The 18,361-nt window shown below is 64.4% G+C and carries 16 protein-coding genes and 1 pseudogene; 11 read left to right on the forward strand and 6 right to left on the reverse strand.

What is annotated here, in order from left to right:
• Positions 1–109: 109 nt before the first annotated feature.
• From WA302_RS08050 to WA302_RS08065, 4 genes are read right to left on the reverse strand one after another with little or no spacing between them, the layout of a single operon-like run.
• Positions 110–739 carry an N-carbamoylsarcosine amidohydrolase gene (locus WA302_RS08050; protein ID WP_197770228.1) on the reverse strand — a complete coding sequence of 210 codons (630 nt, stop codon included), beginning with the start codon at positions 737–739 and terminating at the stop codon, positions 110–112.
• Positions 740–748: 9 nt separating this feature from the next.
• Positions 749–1,501 carry a maleate cis-trans isomerase family protein gene (locus tag WA302_RS08055; protein ID WP_015377793.1) on the reverse strand — a complete coding sequence of 251 codons (753 nt, stop codon included), beginning with the start codon at positions 1,499–1,501 and terminating at the stop codon, positions 749–751.
• A 15-nt stretch (positions 1,502–1,516) separates the two neighbouring features.
• Positions 1,517–2,311, reverse strand: a complete 795-nt coding sequence (locus WA302_RS08060) for an alpha/beta fold hydrolase (RefSeq protein WP_049295535.1) — start codon at positions 2,309–2,311, stop codon at positions 1,517–1,519.
• Positions 2,308–3,459, reverse strand: a complete 1,152-nt coding sequence (locus WA302_RS08065; RefSeq protein WP_033645813.1) for an FAD-dependent monooxygenase — start codon at positions 3,457–3,459, stop codon at positions 2,308–2,310. The genes WA302_RS08060 and WA302_RS08065 overlap by 4 nt, the downstream gene beginning before the upstream one ends.
• A 326-nt stretch (positions 3,460–3,785) precedes the next feature.
• Here WA302_RS08065 and WA302_RS08070 point away from each other — a divergent pair, with 326 nt between their 5' ends.
• The 4 genes from WA302_RS08070 to WA302_RS08085 all read left to right on the forward strand — a co-directional run bounded on the left by WA302_RS08070 (position 3,786) and on the right by WA302_RS08085 (position 9,574).
• Positions 3,786–4,844 carry a 2,5-dihydroxypyridine 5,6-dioxygenase gene (locus WA302_RS08070; RefSeq protein ID WP_025302742.1) on the forward strand — a complete coding sequence of 353 codons (1,059 nt, stop codon included), beginning with the start codon at positions 3,786–3,788 and terminating at the stop codon, positions 4,842–4,844.
• Between the two features lie 66 nt (positions 4,845–4,910).
• Positions 4,911–5,384, forward strand: coding sequence for a MarR family winged helix-turn-helix transcriptional regulator (locus WA302_RS08075; RefSeq protein WP_043143235.1), 474 nt, complete (start codon positions 4,911–4,913; stop codon positions 5,382–5,384).
• Positions 5,385–5,469: 85 nt separating this feature from the next.
• Positions 5,470–6,012, forward strand: coding sequence for a (2Fe-2S)-binding protein (locus tag WA302_RS08080; protein ID WP_025302744.1), 543 nt, complete (start codon positions 5,470–5,472; stop codon positions 6,010–6,012).
• Positions 6,005–9,574, forward strand: coding sequence for a molybdopterin cofactor-binding domain-containing protein (locus WA302_RS08085; protein WP_336063410.1), 3,570 nt, complete (start codon positions 6,005–6,007; stop codon positions 9,572–9,574). The genes WA302_RS08080 and WA302_RS08085 overlap by 8 nt, the downstream gene beginning before the upstream one ends.
• Before the next feature lie 6 nt (positions 9,575–9,580).
• On the opposite strand, the gene WA302_RS08090 is transcribed toward WA302_RS08085, so the two are convergent.
• Positions 9,581–10,462 carry a LysR family transcriptional regulator gene (locus WA302_RS08090; RefSeq protein WP_099816816.1) on the reverse strand — a complete coding sequence of 294 codons (882 nt, stop codon included), beginning with the start codon at positions 10,460–10,462 and terminating at the stop codon, positions 9,581–9,583.
• 107 nt (positions 10,463–10,569) lie between these two features.
• On the opposite strand from WA302_RS08090, the gene WA302_RS08095 reads away from it, so the two are divergent.
• Positions 10,570–11,313, forward strand: coding sequence for a sulfite exporter TauE/SafE family protein (locus WA302_RS08095; RefSeq protein WP_336063412.1), 744 nt, complete (start codon positions 10,570–10,572; stop codon positions 11,311–11,313).
• 291 nt (positions 11,314–11,604) lie between these two features.
• Entirely contained in the window at positions 11,605–11,871 is a 267-nt protein-coding gene (locus tag WA302_RS08100) for a hypothetical protein (protein ID WP_311272038.1), read from the forward strand.
• A gap of 69 nt (positions 11,872–11,940) precedes the next feature.
• Here the strand turns inward: WA302_RS08100 and WA302_RS08105 are convergent.
• A pseudogene (locus WA302_RS08105) lies at positions 11,941–12,140 on the reverse strand (FAD-dependent urate hydroxylase HpxO); the annotation flags it as partial.
• A 109-nt stretch (positions 12,141–12,249) separates the two neighbouring features.
• On the opposite strand from WA302_RS08105, the gene WA302_RS08110 reads away from it, so the two are divergent.
• The 5 genes from WA302_RS08110 (at position 12,250) to WA302_RS08130 (ending at position 18,343) form a co-directional block, all read left to right on the forward strand.
• Positions 12,250–13,305 (forward strand): P1 family peptidase, encoded by a 1,056-nt coding sequence (locus tag WA302_RS08110; RefSeq protein WP_336063414.1) that lies wholly within the window; start codon positions 12,250–12,252, stop codon positions 13,303–13,305.
• Positions 13,306–13,321: 16 nt separating this feature from the next.
• Positions 13,322–14,146: a M55 family metallopeptidase gene (locus WA302_RS08115; RefSeq protein ID WP_164067029.1), complete on the forward strand. Its 825-nt coding sequence runs from the start codon at positions 13,322–13,324 to the stop codon at positions 14,144–14,146.
• A 200-nt stretch (positions 14,147–14,346) separates the two neighbouring features.
• Positions 14,347–16,569 carry a xanthine dehydrogenase family protein molybdopterin-binding subunit gene (locus tag WA302_RS08120; protein WP_025302751.1) on the forward strand — a complete coding sequence of 741 codons (2,223 nt, stop codon included), beginning with the start codon at positions 14,347–14,349 and terminating at the stop codon, positions 16,567–16,569.
• Entirely contained in the window at positions 16,569–17,027 is a 459-nt protein-coding gene (locus WA302_RS08125; RefSeq protein ID WP_025302752.1) for a (2Fe-2S)-binding protein, read from the forward strand. Before WA302_RS08120 ends, WA302_RS08125 begins: the two co-directional genes overlap by 1 nt.
• Before the next feature lie 11 nt (positions 17,028–17,038).
• A complete protein-coding gene (locus WA302_RS08130; protein ID WP_043143228.1) occupies positions 17,039–18,343 on the forward strand; it encodes a c-type cytochrome in 1,305 nt (434 codons plus the stop codon).
• Positions 18,344–18,361 lie beyond the last annotated feature (18 nt).

The raw sequence follows: 18,361 nt of genomic DNA on the forward strand, positions 1-18,361 counted from the left end.
GCAGGAGGCGCCTGTTGTGTTTGCGTTGCATGGGCGCCGCCCTGTTTCGGGCGGTCGCGTGAGGCGCTGTCTGCGCCTTCGTTATTGTCGTTGCAGGTGAATCGTTGACTCATAACCGGTTCAGGTAGTCGAGCGCCTCCCGTTTGTGCACCACGTCGCCGTATTTGCTGTCGATGTCGAACAGGTTGGCTTCGTGCGGGCCGGGGTGACGATCGCCGACGCACTCGCGCACCACCATGGCGCGGAAGCCGTACTGCACCGCGTCCACTGCGCTGGCGCGGATGCAGCCGCTGGTGGAGCAGCCGATCATCAGCAGCGTGTCGATCCCTTGCGCCACCAGCAGCGGCGCCAGCGCGGTGCCGAAGAAGGCGCTGGCGTATTGCTTGCTCAGCACCACCTCATCGGCCAGCGGCGCCACCGGCGGGCAGAACGCCGCCAGCGGGTTGCCCGCCACCATGTCTTTCATCACCGGCGCTTTCTTCACCCACAGGCCGCCATCGGCAAAATGGCCTGCATGATAGCGGATATGGGTGTGGATCACCGGAATTCCCGTTCGGCGCGCGCAGGCCAGCAGCTCGCGGCTTTCCTCGACCGCGCTCACCACGCCCGGCGCGAACAGCGGCGCGCCTTCGGTGGTGTAGGCCTGCATAAAATCGATCGCCAGCAGCGCCGGGCGCCGGCCGAAGCCGATGCGCTGGCCCCAGACGCCGCGGTAGTTGTCGCTGAGGGTGTCGTTCATTCTGCCTCCTCAATAGGCGCCGGACAGCAGGGCGCCGGCGCCGGGGACGATCGGTTCCAGCTCCAGCGCGGTCAGCATCGCGTAAGTGGTGGCGATGGCGGCGGTGATCACCGGTTTGCCGGTTTGGGCCTCTACCGTTGGGACGGCCGGCAGCGAAGGCATCTGCACGCAGGCGGACAGCACGATAGCATCGACCTCGCGTAAATCCATCTCGGCGACGATCCCCGGCAGCCTGGCCGGATCGTGCCGGCCGACCTCGAGGTTGTCCGGGATCTCCAGCGCGCGCCACACCTTGACCTCGATGCCTTCGTGCTGGATGTAGTCCACCACCAGCTGGGTCAGCGGTTTCATGTAGGGTGCCACCAGCGCGATGCGTTTGGCGCCGATCACCTTCAGGCCGTTGACCAGCGCGCCGGCGCTGCTGATAACCGGCGCGGCGGCCTGATTGTCTTTCGTCACCTGCGCCAGCCGGGCCTGCGATTCGCGGTGATAGCCCAGCCCCATCGCCATGATGGCCACCAGGCAGGCGTAGCCGAGCACGTCGACCCGCGCGTCGGACAGCTCCAGCGCGCAGCGATCGGACTCGGCGTCCATCGCCGCCAATTCTTCTTTATTGACGTGTTTCATGCGCATGCGGCTGGAGTGAAAGGTGAAACGCTCCGGGCGTATCAGCTGGCGCGCGCCCAGCATCGCCGGGATCTCGGTTTCCATCGTGGTGTTGGAGCTGGGCACGATCTGGCCGATGCGGTAGTGGTTGCTCATGTCGGTGTTCCTCAGTTAATCCAGAAAATCGCCCAGGGCGCGGAAGAAGCCGTCGAAATCGTCCCACGGGATCATGTGTCCGGCGTTCTCGACCTCGACGATGGCGATCTCCGGCTGTAGCGCGCGGATCTCTGCCCGGTCTTCGGGCTGAATGACGCCGCCTTTGCCCGCGGCCATCAGCAGCGTCGGCATGGTCAGCAGCGGGTAGTCACGGTGGCTGTCCACCTGATGAAAATCGTCGTAGGCGCGTTGGATCGCCGGCTCGTAGCAGGTGTGCAGCCACTCGGCGCGCAGCCGGCGCTGCTCTTCGCTCCAGGTTGGGCAAAAGGCGCGCATCTGCTCGGCGCTCATGCCCGGCAGCGACTGCCGGATGGAGTCGGCGTACCACGGCCATTGGCCGGGATAGGCGCGGCGGCCGGGGCCGGAAACCGGCGGATCGACCAGCACCAGCCGCCGCACGCCGGCGGGCTGCAGAGCGGCGGCGCGCAGGGCGAAGCGGGCGCCCATCGAATGGCCGAGCAGGGCGTAACTGTCCAGGTTCAACGCAGCGGCGAAGGCGTTGACGTCCTGCGCGCAGGTCTCTGCGTCATAAGCCAGTTCCGGGCCGCTGGACGACAGACCGCGGCCGCGCACGTCGAGCACGTAGACGTCGTATTTTTCCCCCAGCCGCTCGGCGACGAAGCCCCAGGTGATCGCCGGGCTGGTGATGCCGGGGACCAGGATCAGCGCCGGGCCGTGGCCGCCGTAGCGCAGATAGTGTTGGCGAATGTCGTTGGCGTGAACGTGGGCGCCGTAGAGGAAGGTGCTCATGCGGCGTTCTCCGATTTCAGCGCTTGCGCGTACAGGTCGTAGCCGTAGACCCAGGCCGGATCTTCCTGGGTGCGCAGGAAGGTGTTGGCGTTGGACACCGCCTGCACCCGGGAGGCGCGCTCCTTGCGGTTGGCTTCATACAGCTGGAAGGCGGTGCGGTAGTCGCCGAGGCCGGTTTCCTGCAGGCAGCGGGTCAGCATGGCGGCGTCTTCGATCGCCATCGCCGCGCCCTGCGCCATGTGCGGTTTCATCGGGTGGCAGGCGTCGCCGAGCAGCACCAGACGGCCTTCGCTCCACAGCGGCAGCGGTTTGCGGTTCAGCAATGGCCATTTGGTGACCTGCTCGCTGGATTCGATCAGCGCCTGCACGATCGGGTGGTAGCCGGCGAAGGTCTCGAACATTTCTTCGCGGCTGCTGTCGATGAAGCTGCCCTGGAAATCCCAGGCCGGGTGCGGCACGCCGCTGACGTAGTAATACTCGTCGCGCCGTTGGGTGGTGTAGTAGACCATCAGATGGCGATCCGCCGACCACCACTTCACGCAGTCTTCGAACGTCAGGTTGTATTTCGCCAGCTTCTCGCCGCGGATCAGCGCGCGGTGGGCCACCCAGCCGCTGTAGGTCGGCGCTTCAGCGCCCAGCAGGTGCTCACGAATGCGCGAATTGATGCCGTCGGCGCCGATCACGATGTCGGCGTGGGCCGAGGTGCCGTCGACGAAGTTCAGCACCACCTCGTCACCGCGATCTTCAATTTTGCTCAGGCATTTGCCGAAGTGCAGGGTGCCGGGCTGCAGCGCGGAGAGCTGCAACGCCTGCAAATCGCCGCGGTGCACCGTCACATAGGCGGCGCCGTACTCCCGGCGGGCGAAGGCGCCCAGTTCGATGCGCGACAGGTAGTCGCCGCTTTCGGCGTCGCGGCTGAACCAGAAATCGGGATGAGACGCCATCTGCTCCAACCGCTGCTCAATACCGAGACGGCGGAAAATCTTCAGTACGTTCGGCCCCATGTGAATGCCGGCGCCAAGGCGTGAGAACGCCGGGCTCTGTTCATACAGATCGACGGTAAAGCCGGCTTTTTGCAGCAGCCCGGCGGCGGCGGCGCCCCCCAGCCCGGCGCCGACGACGGCGATGCGTGGTTGTTTGCTCATCATGTTTCCCCTGTCTGTTGGCTTTTTTCAGCGTAGGCCCAACGCGTGGCTGGACGATCGATTTATAGTGTATGCGCTAGATAACGCAAAGTTGCAAAAGTGTTAAATCAGATCTCGCTCACGCTAATTGACGGCGTATTACTGTTAAACTCATGTTAATCACAGGATTGATGCGGGATGAAATAGGACTTTCTTATGGTGGATATTCGCAGCTTGCTTTCCTTTGCTTTTTTGACTTAGATGAAATGAGTGTGTTCACTTTAAATTGTTTGAAAAATCACCGCCGCCTTGCGGGCGTCGGTCACCCTTGACGAGACAGGAGACAGGCCATGGCGGTCAATGAAACCCAGTTGGTACAGCTGTTCGAGCAGGTGCTTACGCTGTCGAAGGTTGATGCTTCGCAGAGCGTGGCGATTTTGAAAAGCCATTATTCCGATGCGCGCACGGTGCGCGCCGCGACCGACGCAGCGCTGCGGCTGGGCGCCAAGGTGTATGCCGTCGAACTGCCGGCGTTCAACCATCCGCGAGCGATGGGCAACGACATGACCGCCTATTGCGGCGATACCGCGCTGACCGGCAATCTGGCGGCGCAGCGTGCGCTGGAGGCCGCCGACCTGATCGTCGATACCATGATGCTGCTGCATTCGCCGGAGCAGGAACAGATCCTGAAAACTGGCACCCGCATCCTGCTGGCGGTGGAGCCGCCGGAGGTGCTGGCGCGCATGTTGCCCAACGCGGAGGACAAGGCGCGGGTGCTGGCCGCCGCCGCCGTGCTGGAGCAGGCGAAGCTGATGCAGGTGACCTCCGCCGCCGGCAGCGATTTCCGCGCGCCGCTGGGGCAATACCCGACGGTGACCGAGTACGGCTATGCCGATGAACCGGGGCGCTGGGATCACTGGCCGAGCGGTTTCCTGTTCACCTGGCCGAATGAGGAGCAGGCGGAAGGGGTGCTGGTGCTGGAGGTCGGCGATATCTTGCTGCCGTTCAAAAGCTATGCGCGTGAACGCATCACGCTGGAGATCGAACAAGGGTTCGTTACTCGCATTCACGGCGGCTTCGAGGCGGAATACCTGCGCGAATACATGAAATACTTCGACGATCCGGAGGTGTACGGCATCTCGCACATCGGCTGGGGTCTGCAGCCGCGCGCCCAGTGGACGGCGATGGGTCTGCACGACAAGAACGACGGCATGTGCATGGACGCGCGCGCGTTCTACGGCAACTTCCTGTTCTCCACCGGGCCGAACACCGAAGTGGGCGGCACGCGCAAAACGCCTTGCCATATGGATATCGCACTGCGCCGCTGCGACATTCGCCTCGACGGGCAAACGGTGGTGGCGGACGGGGAAGTGGTGGCGCCGGAAGCGTCGCGCGTGCGCCGGGCGTAATCGTTGCTGCCAACGGCGGGGGTTTGTACTATTCTCGTGGATTCCATAGATGGTGAGAGTAACGCAATGACGCCCCCCGAATACCCGTCAGCCGTGAGCGGCCAACCTGAAAATTATCATTTTACCGAGCAAGTCGGGCACCTGCTGCGCAAGGTTTATCAGCGCCACGTGGCGATTTTCCAGCAAAACGTCGGCGATTCGCAGCTGACGGCGGTGCAGTTCATCACCCTGTGCGCGGTGCGCGATATGGGGCCGAGCTCGCTGACCGAGCTGGTGCAGGTGACGGCGGTGGATCAGGCCACCATCCGCGGCATCGTCGAACGGCTGAAGGCGCGCGATCTGATCACGGTAACGCCGGATCCGATCGATCGGCGCAAGGTGGTGGTCGGCCTCACCGACGCCGGCGGCGCGCTGCTGGCGGAAACGGTGCCGCAGGCGGCGAAAATCACAGAACTGACGTTCGGTACGCTGAACCCGGCCGAACGGATAGCGCTGATATTCCTGCTGAATAAAATGCTGGAAGATCCGCCCACCGGCTGATTCGCCCGCGCAACGTCGGTTGCCTGGTGGTCGGTGGCGAGAGGCCAGCCCATAAGATCATCACGTGCAGGCGGAGACGCGAACAATGGCGATATCTGAAGTGCAATCGCTCAGGGATGGCGCGAAAACCACGCTGACGGAGCATCCGCTGATGCTGTCGGTGAACGGCGAACAGCTTCATGCGCAGGTGATGGCGGATACGCCGCTCTTGCTGGTACTGCGCAACGATCTGGCGCTCAACGGCCCGAAGTACGGCTGCGGCCTGGGCGAATGCGGTGCGTGTACCGTGTTGATCGACGGCGTGGCGGCGCGCTCCTGCGTGATCCCGGCGCTCGGCGTGTCCGGCCGGGCGATCGTGACCCTGGAAGGCCTTGGCGATCGCCAGCGCCCGCACCCGGTGCAGCGTGCCTTTATCGAAGAGCAGGCGGCGCAATGCGGCTACTGTCTCAATGGCATGATCATGACCACCAAAGCCCTGTTGGATCGTAATCCCGCCCCGAGCGAGGCGGAGATCCGTCAGGCGCTGTCCGGCAACCTGTGCCGCTGCGGCACCCATCTCGAAATCCTGCGTGCGGTTCAGCGCGCCATCATTCTCTGCCGCGATGAGGACGCCCACGCCCATGACTGATTCCCGTGTCCCATCGCCGAGCCAGGCCGACTTGCTGCAGCGCGACGGCGTGCTGCTGATCGTCGACAGCGTGCAACCGCCGCCGGGACTGGTGCCCAAAGGGCAAACGCCGGTGCTGAAGCCCAAAGAGCAGGGGCTGTTTATCGCCCTGTGCGGCAGCGGCGAAATCTATGCCTTTAACGGCCATGTCGATCTTGGCACCGGCGTGCGCACCGCGCTCGGGCAGATCGTCGCCGAAGAGCTGTACCTGCGCATGGATCAGGTGCAAATGGTGTTGGGCGATACCGAACGCGCGCCGAATCAGGGCGCCACCATCGCCAGCGCCACGCTGCAGATCTCCGCCGTGCCGCTGCGCAACGCCGCCGCCGAAGCGCGCCGTTGGCTGTTGCGCCAGGCGGCGCAGCGCTTCGATGCGCCGGTGGAACAGCTGACGCTGGAGGAGGGCGTGATCCGCAGCCCGCAGGGGCAGGCGCTCAGCTACGCCGAGCTGGTGGCCGGCGGTCATGTCGAGCTGTCGATTTCCGGCGACGCGCCGCTGAAACCGCAGGCGGAGTATCGCCTGGTGGGCACCAGCACCGCGCGCGTCGATATTCCGGCCAAGGCGACCGGCGAAACCACCTACGTACACGATATGCGCCTGCCGAACATGCTGCACGGGCGGGTGGTGCGGCCGCCCTATGCCGGCTACGACAGCGGCGAATTTGTCGGCACCAGCCTGTTGGCGGTGGATGAAACTTCGATCGCGCATATTCCCGGCATCGTCAAACTGGTGGTGATCGGCGATTTCATCGGCATCGTCGCCGAGCGCGAAGAGCAGGCGATCAAGGCGGCGCAGGCGCTGCAGGTCAGCTGGAAAGACTGGCGCCGCAATTTGCCGCAGATGACCGACGTGGCGCAGGCGCTGCGCGACAATCCGCACTCGACCCGGGTGGTGCACGATACCGGCGATGTGGATGCGGCGCTGGCGGCGGCCGACAGGCGTTTCACTCGCAGCTACCTGTGGCCGTATCAGCTGCATGCCTCGATTGGCCCTTCCTGCGCGCTGGCGGACTATCGGCCGGAGCGCCTGCAGGTCTGGTCAGGCAGCCAGAACCCGCACCTGCTGCGCGCCGATCTGGCCTGGCTGCTGGAATACCCGGAAGCGCAGATCGAGATCGTTCGCATGGAGGCGGCCGGCTGCTATGGCCGCAATTGCGCCGATGACGTCTGCGCCGACGCGGCGCTGCTGTCGCGGGCGGTGGGCCGGCCGGTGCGGGTGCAGCTGACCCGCGAGCAAGAGCATGTGTGGGAACCGAAGGGCACGGCGCAGCTGATGGAGGTGGACGGCGGGCTGGACGCCGCCGGGCACCCGGTCGCCTACGATTTTCGCACCTATTATCCTTCCAACGGCGCGCCGACGCTGGCGCTGTTGCTGACCGGCCGGGTTGAGCCGCTGCCGGTGGCCTATGAAATGGGCGACCGCACCTCGGTGCCGCCATACGAATATCCGTCGCTGCGCGTCAGCATCGAGGACATGGCGCCGATCGTGCGCGCCTCCTGGATGCGCGGCGTTTCCGCCTTGCCCAACACCTTCGCCCACGAGTCTTATATCGATGAGCTGGCCCACGCCGCCGGCGTCGATCCGCTGGAGTATCGGCTGCGCTACATCCATGATGAACGCGCCAGTGAACTGATGCGCAGCACCGCAGAACGCGCCGGCTGGACGCCGCATACCGAACCGATGCAGACCCCGGCGGAAGACGGCGTGCTGCGCGGGCGCGGCTTTGCCTACGCCCGTTACATCCACAGCAAGTTTCCCGGCTTTGGCGCGGCCTGGGCCGCCTGGGTGGCCGACGTGGCGATCGACAAAGCCAGCGGCGAAGTGGCGGTAACGCGCATCGTGGTCGGCCACGACGCGGGCATGATGGTTAACCCGGACGGCGTGCGTCACCAAATCCATGGCAACGTGTTGCAATCGACCAGCCGGGTGTTGAAAGAGCGCGTGACCTTTGAGGAATCGACGGTCTCCGCCAAAGAGTGGGGGGCTTACCCGATCCTGACCTTCCCGGAGGTGCCGGAGGTGGACGTGGTGATGATGCCGCGCCCTTACGATCCGCCGCTGGGCGCCGGGGAGTCGGCGTCGGTGCCCAGCGCGGCGGCCATCGCCAACGCGGTGTTCGACGCCACCGGCATTCGTTTTCGCGAGCTGCCGATCACCTCGGACAAGCTGCGTGAGGCCCTGAACGGGCCGGATGCCGAGCGGCAGGACGCGCCTCCCAAGAAAAAGAAACGCGGTAAATGGTGGTTCAGCGGCGCGGCGGGGCTGTTCGGCGCGGTGCTGGGCATCGCCGGCAGCGCCTTGCCATGGCGGACGGAGATCGCGCCGGTGGCGACGCCTGGCGCCGGCACCTGGTCGGCCGCCACGCTGGAGCGCGGCCGTCAGTTGGCCGCCGCCGGAGACTGCGCGGTTTGCCATACCGCGTCGGAAGGGGCGACCAACGCCGGTGGGTTGGCGATGGCGACGCCGTTCGGCACGCTCTACAGCACCAACATTACCCCGGACGTGGCAACCGGCATCGGCAACTGGTCGTTTACCGCATTCGATCGGGCGATGCGTCAGGGCATCGCCCGCGACGGCCGCCACCTCTATCCGGCATTTCCTTACACCGCCTTCAGTAAAATGACCGACGGCGACATGCAGGCGCTGTACGCTTATCTGATGTCGCAACCGGCGGTGCGCCAGAGCAATCCGGCCAATCAGATGCGCTTCCCGTTTAACCTGCGGCCGCTGATGGCGGGCTGGAACGCGCTATTCCTGCGCCAGGGGGAATATCAACCCGATCCGCAGCAAAGCGCGCAGTGGAACCGCGGCGCCTATCTGGTCAACGGCCTTGGCCACTGCGCCGCCTGCCATTCGCCGCGTAATCTGCTGGGGGCGGAAAAGGGCGGCGCGGCCTTCCTGGCGGGAGGGATGGTGGACGGGTGGGAAGCGCCGGCGCTGAATCAATTGGCCAATGCGGACAAGCCCTGGACTGAGGAGCAGCTGTTTCAGTACTTCCGCACCGGGCATTCCGCCGAGCACGGCGTGGCGGCCGGGCCGATGGGGCCGGTGGTCAGCGAACTGGCGACGTTGCCGCAGAGCGATCTGCGGGCGATGGCCAACTATGTGATGTCGCTGAGCACCAAGGCGACGCTGAATGTGGAACCGCAGGCGCAGTTGGCGGCCCGCGCGTTGCCTGCGGGTCAACTGGCGGGCGAGCGGTTGTTTCAGGGCGCTTGCCAGGCCTGTCACAGCGCCGCCGCCGGCGGGCCGCAGCTGTTCGGCGTCAGCCCGGATCTGGCCAATAACACCAATATCTTCAGCGATCGCCCCGATAACCTGATCAAGGTGATCCTGCAAGGGATCCCCAAGCCGGCCACCGCCGAATTGGGCTTTATGCCGGGCTTTAAGGACAGCTTTTCCGATCGGCAGGTGACGGCGCTGGTGAATTATCTGCGCCAACGCTATGCCGGCGACAAACCGGCCTGGCGCGACGTGGAGGCTCAGGTGGCGCGGTTGCGCGCAGAGCCTGGCACGCACTGAGCCGCCTCAGGCATGGCGCAGGAACGCCACCAGCCGCTGCGCCGGCAGCGGCAGCTGCGCCAGGTCACGCACCGCGATTGACAGACGCCGGGTTGCCCACTCGTCCGTCAGCGGCAGGGCGCCGTGTCGGATCTCCGGATGGCGTTGGGCGCTCTCTTCCGGCACCACCGCCAGCCCGGCGCCGCGCAGCACCATGCGGCAGATGGCGTCGAAATTAGCCGCACGCGCCCGCAGCCGCATCGGGCCGCCGCTGCGTATCGCCAGCTGTTCCAGATGCTGTTGCAGCGCACTCTCTTCCGGCAGGCCGATGAAATCAAAAGGCAGGGCGTCCGCAAAGCTGAGCGTGCGGCGGCCGCTGAGCGCATGCCCCGGCGGCAGCGCCAGCACCAGACGATCCTGGCGAAAAGGGTAGCTTGCCAGCCCACGCAGATCGGCGTGGTCCGCCACGATGCCGATATCCGCCGCCCGTTCGGCGATGGCCAGCGCGATGGCTGGGCTGGGCAGCTCCTCCAGCGCGATGTCGGTGTGCGGGTGCAGCACCAGAAAATCCGCCAACAGCTCCGGCAAAAAAGCGTCGGCGGCGACGGTATTGGCGACGATGCGCAGCTGGCTGCGCTGGCCCGGCGCGAACTCGGCCATATCACCCCGCAGCCGGTCGCGCTGTTGCAGCAGCACGCGCGCGTGTTGCAACAGGCGCTCACCGGCGGGCGTCGCCTGGACGCCGCGCGGATTGCGCGTCAACAGCGCCACGCCGGCCTGTTGTTCCAGCCCGCGCATGCGGGCGCTGGCGGCGGCCAGCGACAGCCCGACGCGCTCGGCGCCGGCGGTGATGCTGCCGGTTTCGAGCACCGCCACCAACAGCCGCAAATCGATAAAGTCAAAATGCATGCGTTCTTCCTCTGTCTTTGCCGCAGGCAGGCTCTGCCATTGCCGCATTGTGCTGCGGCGCGGCGCTGGCCACAATCGAGCCGTTGATTCGCCATAAGGATAGACGCATGTCGCTGACGTTACTCGAGATTATCTCCCTGACGGGCATTTTTACGCTGGCCGGCACGGTCAAAGGGGCGATCGGTCTGGGGTTGCCGACGGTGTCGATGGGGTTGCTCAGCCTGATGATGCCGCCGGGGCAGGCCGCCGCGCTGCTGCTGTTGCCCTCGCTGATCACCAACCTGTGGCAGTTGCTGTGCGGGCCACGGTTGGGGGCGCTGTGCCGGCGGCTCTGGCCGATGATGCTGTGCGTCATGCTGGGCACGTTATTGAGCGCCGGCGCGCTCACCGCAACCGACGGCCGCCTGGCGCCGCTGGCGCTGGGCGTTTGCCTGATCGGCTATGCGCTGTTGGGATTCACCCGTTTCGACTGGCGCGTTTCCGCCACGGCAGAGTCTTGGCTGGGGCCGCTGTGCGGCCTGGTGACCGGCGTGCTGACCGGCGCCACCGGCGTATTCGTCATACCGGCGGTGCCCTATCTGAACGCATTGGGCCTGGCGCGTGACGATCTGGTGCAGGCGCTGGGGCTGTCGTTCACCGTCTCGACGCTGGCGCTGGCCGCCGGATTAGCCTGGCATCAGGCGCTGCCCGGCGCGTTGCTCGGCGGTTCGCTGTTGGCGCTGTTGCCGGCGCTTGCCGGCATGTGGCTGGGGGAGAGGGTGCGTCGTCATTGTCGCCCGCAGCTGTTCCGCCGCCTCTTCTTTATTGGGTTATTAATCTTGGGCGTTGAGATTATTTGGCGATTCAATTAATTGAATCGATAGCATCTGCGTGTAATTAGGTTCGGTATATTATTCTGGATTTTATTCCAATATGATTATTTTCAGCAGTGAGAATACACCTTCAGTCATTCTTGTCAAAAAATAGCCCTTATGACAGCGGTTCCTGCGCCAGTGGTTTCTGGGGAATGGCAGTTCTACAGGAAATGGTTATGGCGGCAATGGCACTGGACCGAGAGAGGCCAGAGAATCCAGAACCAAACGCTAATTAACAGCTGCAATCCCAGCACAGAAGTAAAATTCTGTGCTTTTATGGGGTATATGATGAATAAATATGTTGTTTTTATAAAGAGCGATGAATCAAGGGGGCAGAGAAAGGAAGTGGTTACACGAAAAATAATTAAAGATATGAAGCAGAAAGGGTTCAGAAAGCATCATATTGAAGTAGAAGCTGAGAACGAAAATGATGCCATTAACCAACTAAATAAGAACAGCAATGACTATTTGGACTCATTGAGAAATTTTTCCGGTGATTTATTGTTTTGCTCTGTTTGCGTCATTGTTATGGTCATGGTTTATTTATTCAATTGAGTCATAATCCAGTTTTGAATCATTCATTTTTTTATACTATCCGATTGCCCGCTAAAAACCCAATAAGGCTCAGGCCTGCGGGCCGCCCAAAATGGTCTCCCACATGCCGGCGAGAATGCGTTTGCCGATTTCGCTCTTCAGTCTTCATACCCGCCGTGGGTGATAGCCATGTCTTTGCCGTGCGCCACGTCGCAGCGTTTGCGTGCCTTCAGCACCAGATCTTGATAACGCAGCAGGGTGTCTTCGATGCCCTGCGAGTGGGTCTGAACGGCGATGGGGCAAGGCGATTTTTGCTGCCCGCTTCCGCTTTCAATTTACGGCGCGGCGCATTGCGCGATATTCTGGTTTTCTGATGGGCTAACGGCGGATGAGGGAACCATGATTGACAGCCAGGTGTTTGAACAACAAAGCCTCGACAATCTGCTGAGCTATTGGCGGCGCCATCGCCGCCTGCCGGGCGCGCGCTATCCGGCCGGGCCGACAGACAGCCTGTGTGACGTGCCGGGCGTCAGCGTCGGGCATCACACCTTGGCCGACGGCGAATGCCAGACCGGCGTCACCACCATCGTGCCGCCGGGCGATCTGTTCAACCAACCGTTGCCGTGCGGCAGCGCGGTGCTCAATGGCTTCGCCAAGCCGCTGGGATTGGTGCAATTGAATGAGCTGGGGGAGTTGCAAACGCCGATCCTGCTGAGCAACACCTTCGCCGTCGGCACGCTGTTCAACGCCATGGTGCGGCGCAGCTGCTTGCGCTACCCGCAGATCGGCCGCGGCAGCGCCACCATCAACCCGCTGGTGCTGGAGTGCAACGACGGCTACCTCAACGATATTCAGGCGATGGCGGTGCGTGAGGAGCACGTCTTCAGCGCGCTGGATAACCATTCCACCCGCTTTGCGCGCGGCAGCGTCGGCGCCGGGCGCGGCATGAGCAGCTTCGGCCTGAAGGGCGGCATCGGCACCGCCTCGCGTTATTGCCCGGGGCTTGGCACCACGCTCGGCGTGCTGGTGCTGGCCAACTTCGGTACCCTCGACTCGTTGACGCTGAGCGGCGTGCGCGTCGGCCCGGCGCTGGGCAAGCTGCTGGCGGACCCACCGCCGCAGGTGGACGCCGGTTCGGTCATTATCATCATCGCCTGCGATCGGGCGCTGGACAGCCGCCAGCTGAACCGTATCGCCCGCCGAGCGGGCGCGGGTCTGGGGCGGGTGGGCAGCCATTGGGGGCACGGCTCCGGCGACATCGCGCTGGCGTTCTCCACCCGGTTGCTGGGGGCCACGCTGCCGGACGAACGGCTGGAGCCGCTGTTTGCGGCTGCCGCGGATGCCACCGAATACGCAGTATTGGATGCGTTGCTGAGCGCCGAGGGCGTCAGCGGTTTCCAGCAGCACGCGCGTATGGCGTTGGGCCCGCTGCTCGATCGGCTGGCGGCAAATTGAATAACGGGAGTGTGATGTGAAAGTCTTTATCTCTGCGGATATCGAGGGTATTGCCGGCGTGATGCGGCCGGAGCAGTGCAACCCGGCCCATGCCGACTATGCGGCGGCGCGCGAGCTGATGGAGCAGGAAGTCAACGCCGCCATCGACGGCGCTTTCGCCGGCGGCGCTACCGAGGTGACGGTGGCCGACAGCCACGCCATGATGCAGAATCTGCGCGCCGACCGCATTGATGCGCGGGCGCGCCTGGTGCAGGGCAAACCGCGCGGGCTGTCGATGGTGGAAGGGCTGCAGCATCAACGTTACGACGGCCTGATGTGCATCGGTTATCACAGCGCCGCCGGCGAACGCGGCGTGCTGGCGCATACCATCAACGGTCGGGCCTTTTATCGCGTCAGCCTGAACGGCGAAGTGGTAGGCGAAAGCGATCTGTATGCGGCGATGGCGGCGGAGTTGAACGTGCCGTTGTGGCTGGTGAGCGGTGACGACGAGCTGCAACGTTGGATCGCTGAACGTTATCCGCAATCTGGCTATGTTTGCGTAAAACGCGCCCTCTCGCAAACCGCCGCCGAATCGCTCAGCCCACAGCGGGCGCGGGCGGAGATCCGCGAGCGGGCGATGCAACAGGTGCGCCAGGGCGCCAGACTGCCGGTGGAGCGCCGTTTTATGCCGCCTTACCGGCTGACGCTGATGGCGGCCAAACCGGTGCTGGCGGATCTGTTCAGCCTGGTGCCTGGCGTGGAGCGCCAGGACGCGCTGACCGTGGCCTTCGACAGCGACAACATGGCGGCGCAAATCAACCTGCTCTGCGTATTTTCCTATCTGGCGACGACGCAGAGTTGACCCCGGTGCGGGTGCCTGCCCGCACCGCACGATTCTCCAATAGAAAAACCCTCTTCAACATTAAGTCTACTGGATAATAGGCTACGCTAATTATTGCTCTGTTGCGCTATATCACCTGACGGGCGCAACAAGCCATTCCCATAACAAGATTTGTTTCGCCGAAGGCAGTGACGCCTTCGGTTTTTTTGGAGTCATGAGCAATGAGCATATCCCAAGTTCCGCTTTCGCGGCGGCGGTTTATCGTCGGCGCCGGGGCGTTGGTGATCGGCGCCTATCTGCCGTCCACCGGCGCGCTGGCGCGTTCGGCTGCCCCGATCGCCTCCGGCGCGGCGGCGTTAGACGCCAACGCCTTCGTTCAGATCGGCGCCGACGGCGTCGTCACCGTCATCAGTAAACACACCGAAGTGGGCCAGGGGGTCTATACCGGCATGGCGACGCTGGTCGCCGAAGAGCTCGATGCCGACTGGGCACAGGTGCGGGTCGTGGCCGCGCCGGTGGACACCAATATCTACAAAAACCTGGCCTTCGGATTCCAGGGCACCGGCGGTTCCAGCTCGGTGGCCAATGCCTATGAGCAAATGCGGCGCATGGGCGCCATGGCGCGCGCGCTGTTGGTGCAGGCCGCCGCGCAGAGCTGGAAAACCTCGGCGCAGGAAATCACCGTGCAGGCAGGCAAGATCCACCATGCCGCCAGCGGGCGCGAAGCGGGCTTCGGCGAATTCGCCGCGCTGGCCGCCACGCTGCCGCCGCCCGATCCCGCCAGCCTGACGCTGAAGGATCCGGCCAATTTCACCCTGATCGGCAAAACGCGCGGTTTGCACCGCGTCGATTCGCTGGCGAAAACCAACGGCAGCGCGCAGTTCTCGCAGGATATCCACGAGCCGGGCATGTTGACCGTCACCATCAAAAAACCGCCGCGTTTCGGCGGCAAGGTGGCGACGTTTGACGCCGAACGCGCGCTGGCGGTACCGGGCGTGGTGGCGGTGAAACAGGTTGCCACCGGCGTGGCGGTTTACGCCAACAATACCTGGGCGGCGATCCAGGGGCGGGACCGGCTGCGGGTCACCTGGGACGACGCGCAGGCGGAGCGACGCAACACCGAGGAAATCTACGCCGAGTTCCGCCAGGTGGCGCAGAAAACCGGCGTGGTGGCGAAGAGTCTTGGCAAGCCGGACGAGGTGTTCGACAAGGCCGACAAGGTGATCGAGGCCGAATACACCTTCCCGTACGTCGCGCACGCGCCGATGGAGCCGCTGGACGGCTATCTGTTCTGGGACGGCGAGAGCGTCAAGGCGCGCTACGGCTGCCAAATCCAAACGCTCGACCACAAGCAGCTGTGCGATCTGTTCGAGTTGCCGCCGGACAAGGTACAGATTGAAACCATTCTGGCGGGCGGCAGCTTCGGCCGGCGCATCGATTTAGGCAACCCGACGCTGGGGCCGGATCTGGCGGCCGACATGGCGGCGGCGGCCAAAGGCATCGGCCCCGGCCACGGCGTGAAGGTGGTGTGGACGCGCGAGGACGACATCCGCAACGGCTGGTATCGCCCGATGATCCTGCACCGCCTGCGCGGCGCCATTCGGGGCGGCAAGGTGGTGGGCTGGACCGATACCGTGGTCGGTCACTCCTGGACGCGCCACAGCGCGATGGATGCGCTGGTGGTCAACGGCCTCGATCAGATGATGGTCGAAGGCGCCAGCGAGGTCTCATACACCTTCGAAGCCTTCCGCTGCGATGCGCATATCGTGCCCGGCAAGGTGCCGACCACCTCGCTGCGGTCGGTCGCCAGCACCCACACCGGCCACGCGGTGGAGAGCTTTATCGATCAGCTGTTGCAGGAAACCGGCCAGGATCCGGTCGAAGGGCGGCTGGCGCTGATGGGCGATGCGCCGCGGGCGGCGGGCGTGCTGCGGGCGGTAGCGAAAGCCGCTGACTGGCAGGGCGCTAAAGTGGTAGACGGACGCGCGCGCGGCGTGGGCGTCGCCAAGGCGTTCGACACCTATGTGGCGCAGGTGGCCGAGGTGTCGATCGGCGAAGGCGGCATCCCGAAAGTGCATAAAGTGTGGTGCGCGGTGGATTGCGGCGTGGCGGTGAACCCCGATGTGATCCGCGCGCAGATCGAGGGCGGCATCGGTTACGGCCTGAGCCTGGCGCTGTACGGCAATATCACGCTGAAAGACGGCGTGGTCGAACAGTCCAACTTCAATAACTTCCGCCCGTTGCGCATCGATGAGATGCCGGAGATCGAGGTGATCATTGTGCCCTCGACCGAGAAACCGACCGGCGTGGGCGAGCTGGGGGTGCCGACCATTGCCCCGGCAGTCGGCAACGCGCTGGCGCTGCTCGGGCGGCCGCGCACCTCGCTGAGCCTGCCGCTGCATAATCCCACTGCGAATCCGGCGTCTGACAAGGAGAGAACCTGATGATTCAATTAACCGTAAACGAGCAGCCGCTGACCTTCGAGGGCGATCCGCACATGCCGCTGCTGTGGTTCTTGCGTGACGAAGCCGGCCTGACCGGCACCAAATTCGGCTGCGGCATCGCCATGTGCGGCGCCTGTACCGTGCATCTGGACGGCGTGCCGGTGCGTTCATGCATGACGCCGGTCTCCGCCGCCGTCGGCAAAAAAATCACCACCATCGAAGCCGTGGGCGCCACGCCGGAAGGCAAGGCGGTGCAGGAAGCCTGGCTTGATCTGGACGTGGTGCAGTGCGGTTACTGCCAGTCCGGCCAGATCATGAGCGCCAGCGCGCTGCTGGCGCAAAGCAAGAACCCGAGCGATGCGGACATCGACGCGGCGATGGGCGGCAACGTTTGCCGTTGCGCCACCTATGTGCGCATTCGCGCCGCCATCCACCAGGCCGCCAAGGCGTTGGGTTAGGGAGAGATGCGATGAGCAATGCCTTGAAAGGGCTGTTATGGCTGATTATCGCCGTGGTGGTGTTGGCGGGAGGATACGCGCTGTATACGCTGCTGCGGCCCACCGGCGCTGAGCCTGCGGCGCCGATCGCCGGGGCGCCGGCCGGCATCACCGACAAACTGGCGCGCGGCGAGTACCTGGCGCGTGCCGCCGACTGCGTGGCGTGCCACACCGCGCCGGGCGGCGCGCCTTATGCAGGCGGCTTCGCCTTCAAGTTGCCGTTCGGCACCATTTACGGCACCAACATCACCGCTGACAAGGAAACCGGCATCGGCAACTGGAGCGACGATCAGTTCGTACGCGCGGTGCGTGAGGGCATCGGCCCACAGGGCAACCTGTATCCGGCGATGCCTTATACCTCGTACACCGAACTGAGCCGCGATGACGTGCTGGCGATCAAGGATTATCTGTTCAGTCTGCCGCCGGTGAAACAGGCCAACCCGCAAAACGAGCTGTCGTTCCCGTTCAACCAGCGTTGGGGCATGAAATTCTGGAACCTGGCGTTCTTCCAGGAGCAGCGTTTCGCGCCGGATCTCAACAAGGATGAACAGTGGAATCGCGGTGCCTATCTGGCGACGGCGCTCGGCCACTGCGGCGAGTGCCATACGCCGCGCAATCTGGGGTTTGGTCTTAACCAGAGCAAGCACCTGAGCGGTGAAGTGGTGCAGGGCTGGTTCGCCGCCAACATCACGCCGGACAAACAGACCGGCATCGGCGGCTGGAGCGACCAGCAACTGTCGCAATATCTGGCCACCGGCCATGCGCCGGGGCGCAGCAGCGCCGCCGGCCCGATGGCGGAAGCGGTGGAAAACAGCCTGCAGTTCCTGACGCCGGAAGATAATCTGGCGCTGGTGAAATACCTGCGCGACATCGAACCCATCGCCGGCGACAGCGCGGCAGCGGTGAACTTGCAGCCGAAGGGCGCGGGGGCTTCCACCCCGATCCTGCCGGGCGGGCAAGACAGCTCGCTCGGGCGGCGGATGTTCGCCAACGACTGCAGCGGCTGCCACCAGTGGAACGGGCCGGGCCGCCAGAGCGAGTACGCGTCGCTGGTGGGCAGCACGGCGGTGAACGATCCGCAGGGGCGCAGCGTGGTGCAGGCTATCCTGAAGGGGACGAGCATCAGCGTCGGCGAGCGGCATGAGATGATGCCGTCGTTCGGCAGCGCCTATTCCGACGAGGAAGTGGCGGCGGTCGCCAACTTCGTGGTCGGCCATTTCGGCGACAAACAGGGCAAGGTCACCGCCAAACAGGTGGCGGAGCAGCGCAAGCAGTAAAGAAAGCGGCGAGGGAGA

Source organism: Serratia sp. 201 (assembly GCF_037027545.1).
Classification (GTDB): domain Bacteria; phylum Pseudomonadota; class Gammaproteobacteria; order Enterobacterales; family Enterobacteriaceae; genus Serratia; species Serratia bockelmannii.

Bases quoted from the DNA above. Each gene is read 5' to 3' on its own strand.
- WA302_RS08050 (WP_197770228.1), bottom strand. From the start codon at position 739: ATGAACGACACCCTCAGCGACAACTACCGCGGCGTCTGGGGCCAGCGC.
- WA302_RS08055 (WP_015377793.1), bottom strand. From the start codon at position 1,501: ATGAGCAACCACTACCGCATCGGCCAGATCGTGCCCAGCTCCAACACC.
- WA302_RS08060 (WP_049295535.1), bottom strand. From the start codon at position 2,311: ATGAGCACCTTCCTCTACGGCGCCCACGTTCACGCCAACGACATTCGC.
- WA302_RS08065 (WP_033645813.1), bottom strand. From the start codon at position 3,459: ATGATGAGCAAACAACCACGCATCGCCGTCGTCGGCGCCGGGCTGGGG.
- WA302_RS08070 (WP_025302742.1), top strand. From the start codon at position 3,786: ATGGCGGTCAATGAAACCCAGTTGGTACAGCTGTTCGAGCAGGTGCTT.
- WA302_RS08075 (WP_043143235.1), top strand. From the start codon at position 4,911: ATGACGCCCCCCGAATACCCGTCAGCCGTGAGCGGCCAACCTGAAAAT.
- WA302_RS08080 (WP_025302744.1), top strand. From the start codon at position 5,470: ATGGCGATATCTGAAGTGCAATCGCTCAGGGATGGCGCGAAAACCACG.
- WA302_RS08085 (WP_336063410.1), top strand. From the start codon at position 6,005: ATGACTGATTCCCGTGTCCCATCGCCGAGCCAGGCCGACTTGCTGCAG.
- WA302_RS08090 (WP_099816816.1), bottom strand. From the start codon at position 10,462: ATGCATTTTGACTTTATCGATTTGCGGCTGTTGGTGGCGGTGCTCGAA.
- WA302_RS08095 (WP_336063412.1), top strand. From the start codon at position 10,570: ATGTCGCTGACGTTACTCGAGATTATCTCCCTGACGGGCATTTTTACG.
- WA302_RS08100 (WP_311272038.1), top strand. From the start codon at position 11,605: ATGAATAAATATGTTGTTTTTATAAAGAGCGATGAATCAAGGGGGCAG.
- WA302_RS08110 (WP_336063414.1), top strand. From the start codon at position 12,250: ATGATTGACAGCCAGGTGTTTGAACAACAAAGCCTCGACAATCTGCTG.
- WA302_RS08120 (WP_025302751.1), top strand. From the start codon at position 14,347: ATGAGCATATCCCAAGTTCCGCTTTCGCGGCGGCGGTTTATCGTCGGC.
- WA302_RS08125 (WP_025302752.1), top strand. From the start codon at position 16,569: ATGATTCAATTAACCGTAAACGAGCAGCCGCTGACCTTCGAGGGCGAT.
- WA302_RS08130 (WP_043143228.1), top strand. From the start codon at position 17,039: ATGAGCAATGCCTTGAAAGGGCTGTTATGGCTGATTATCGCCGTGGTG.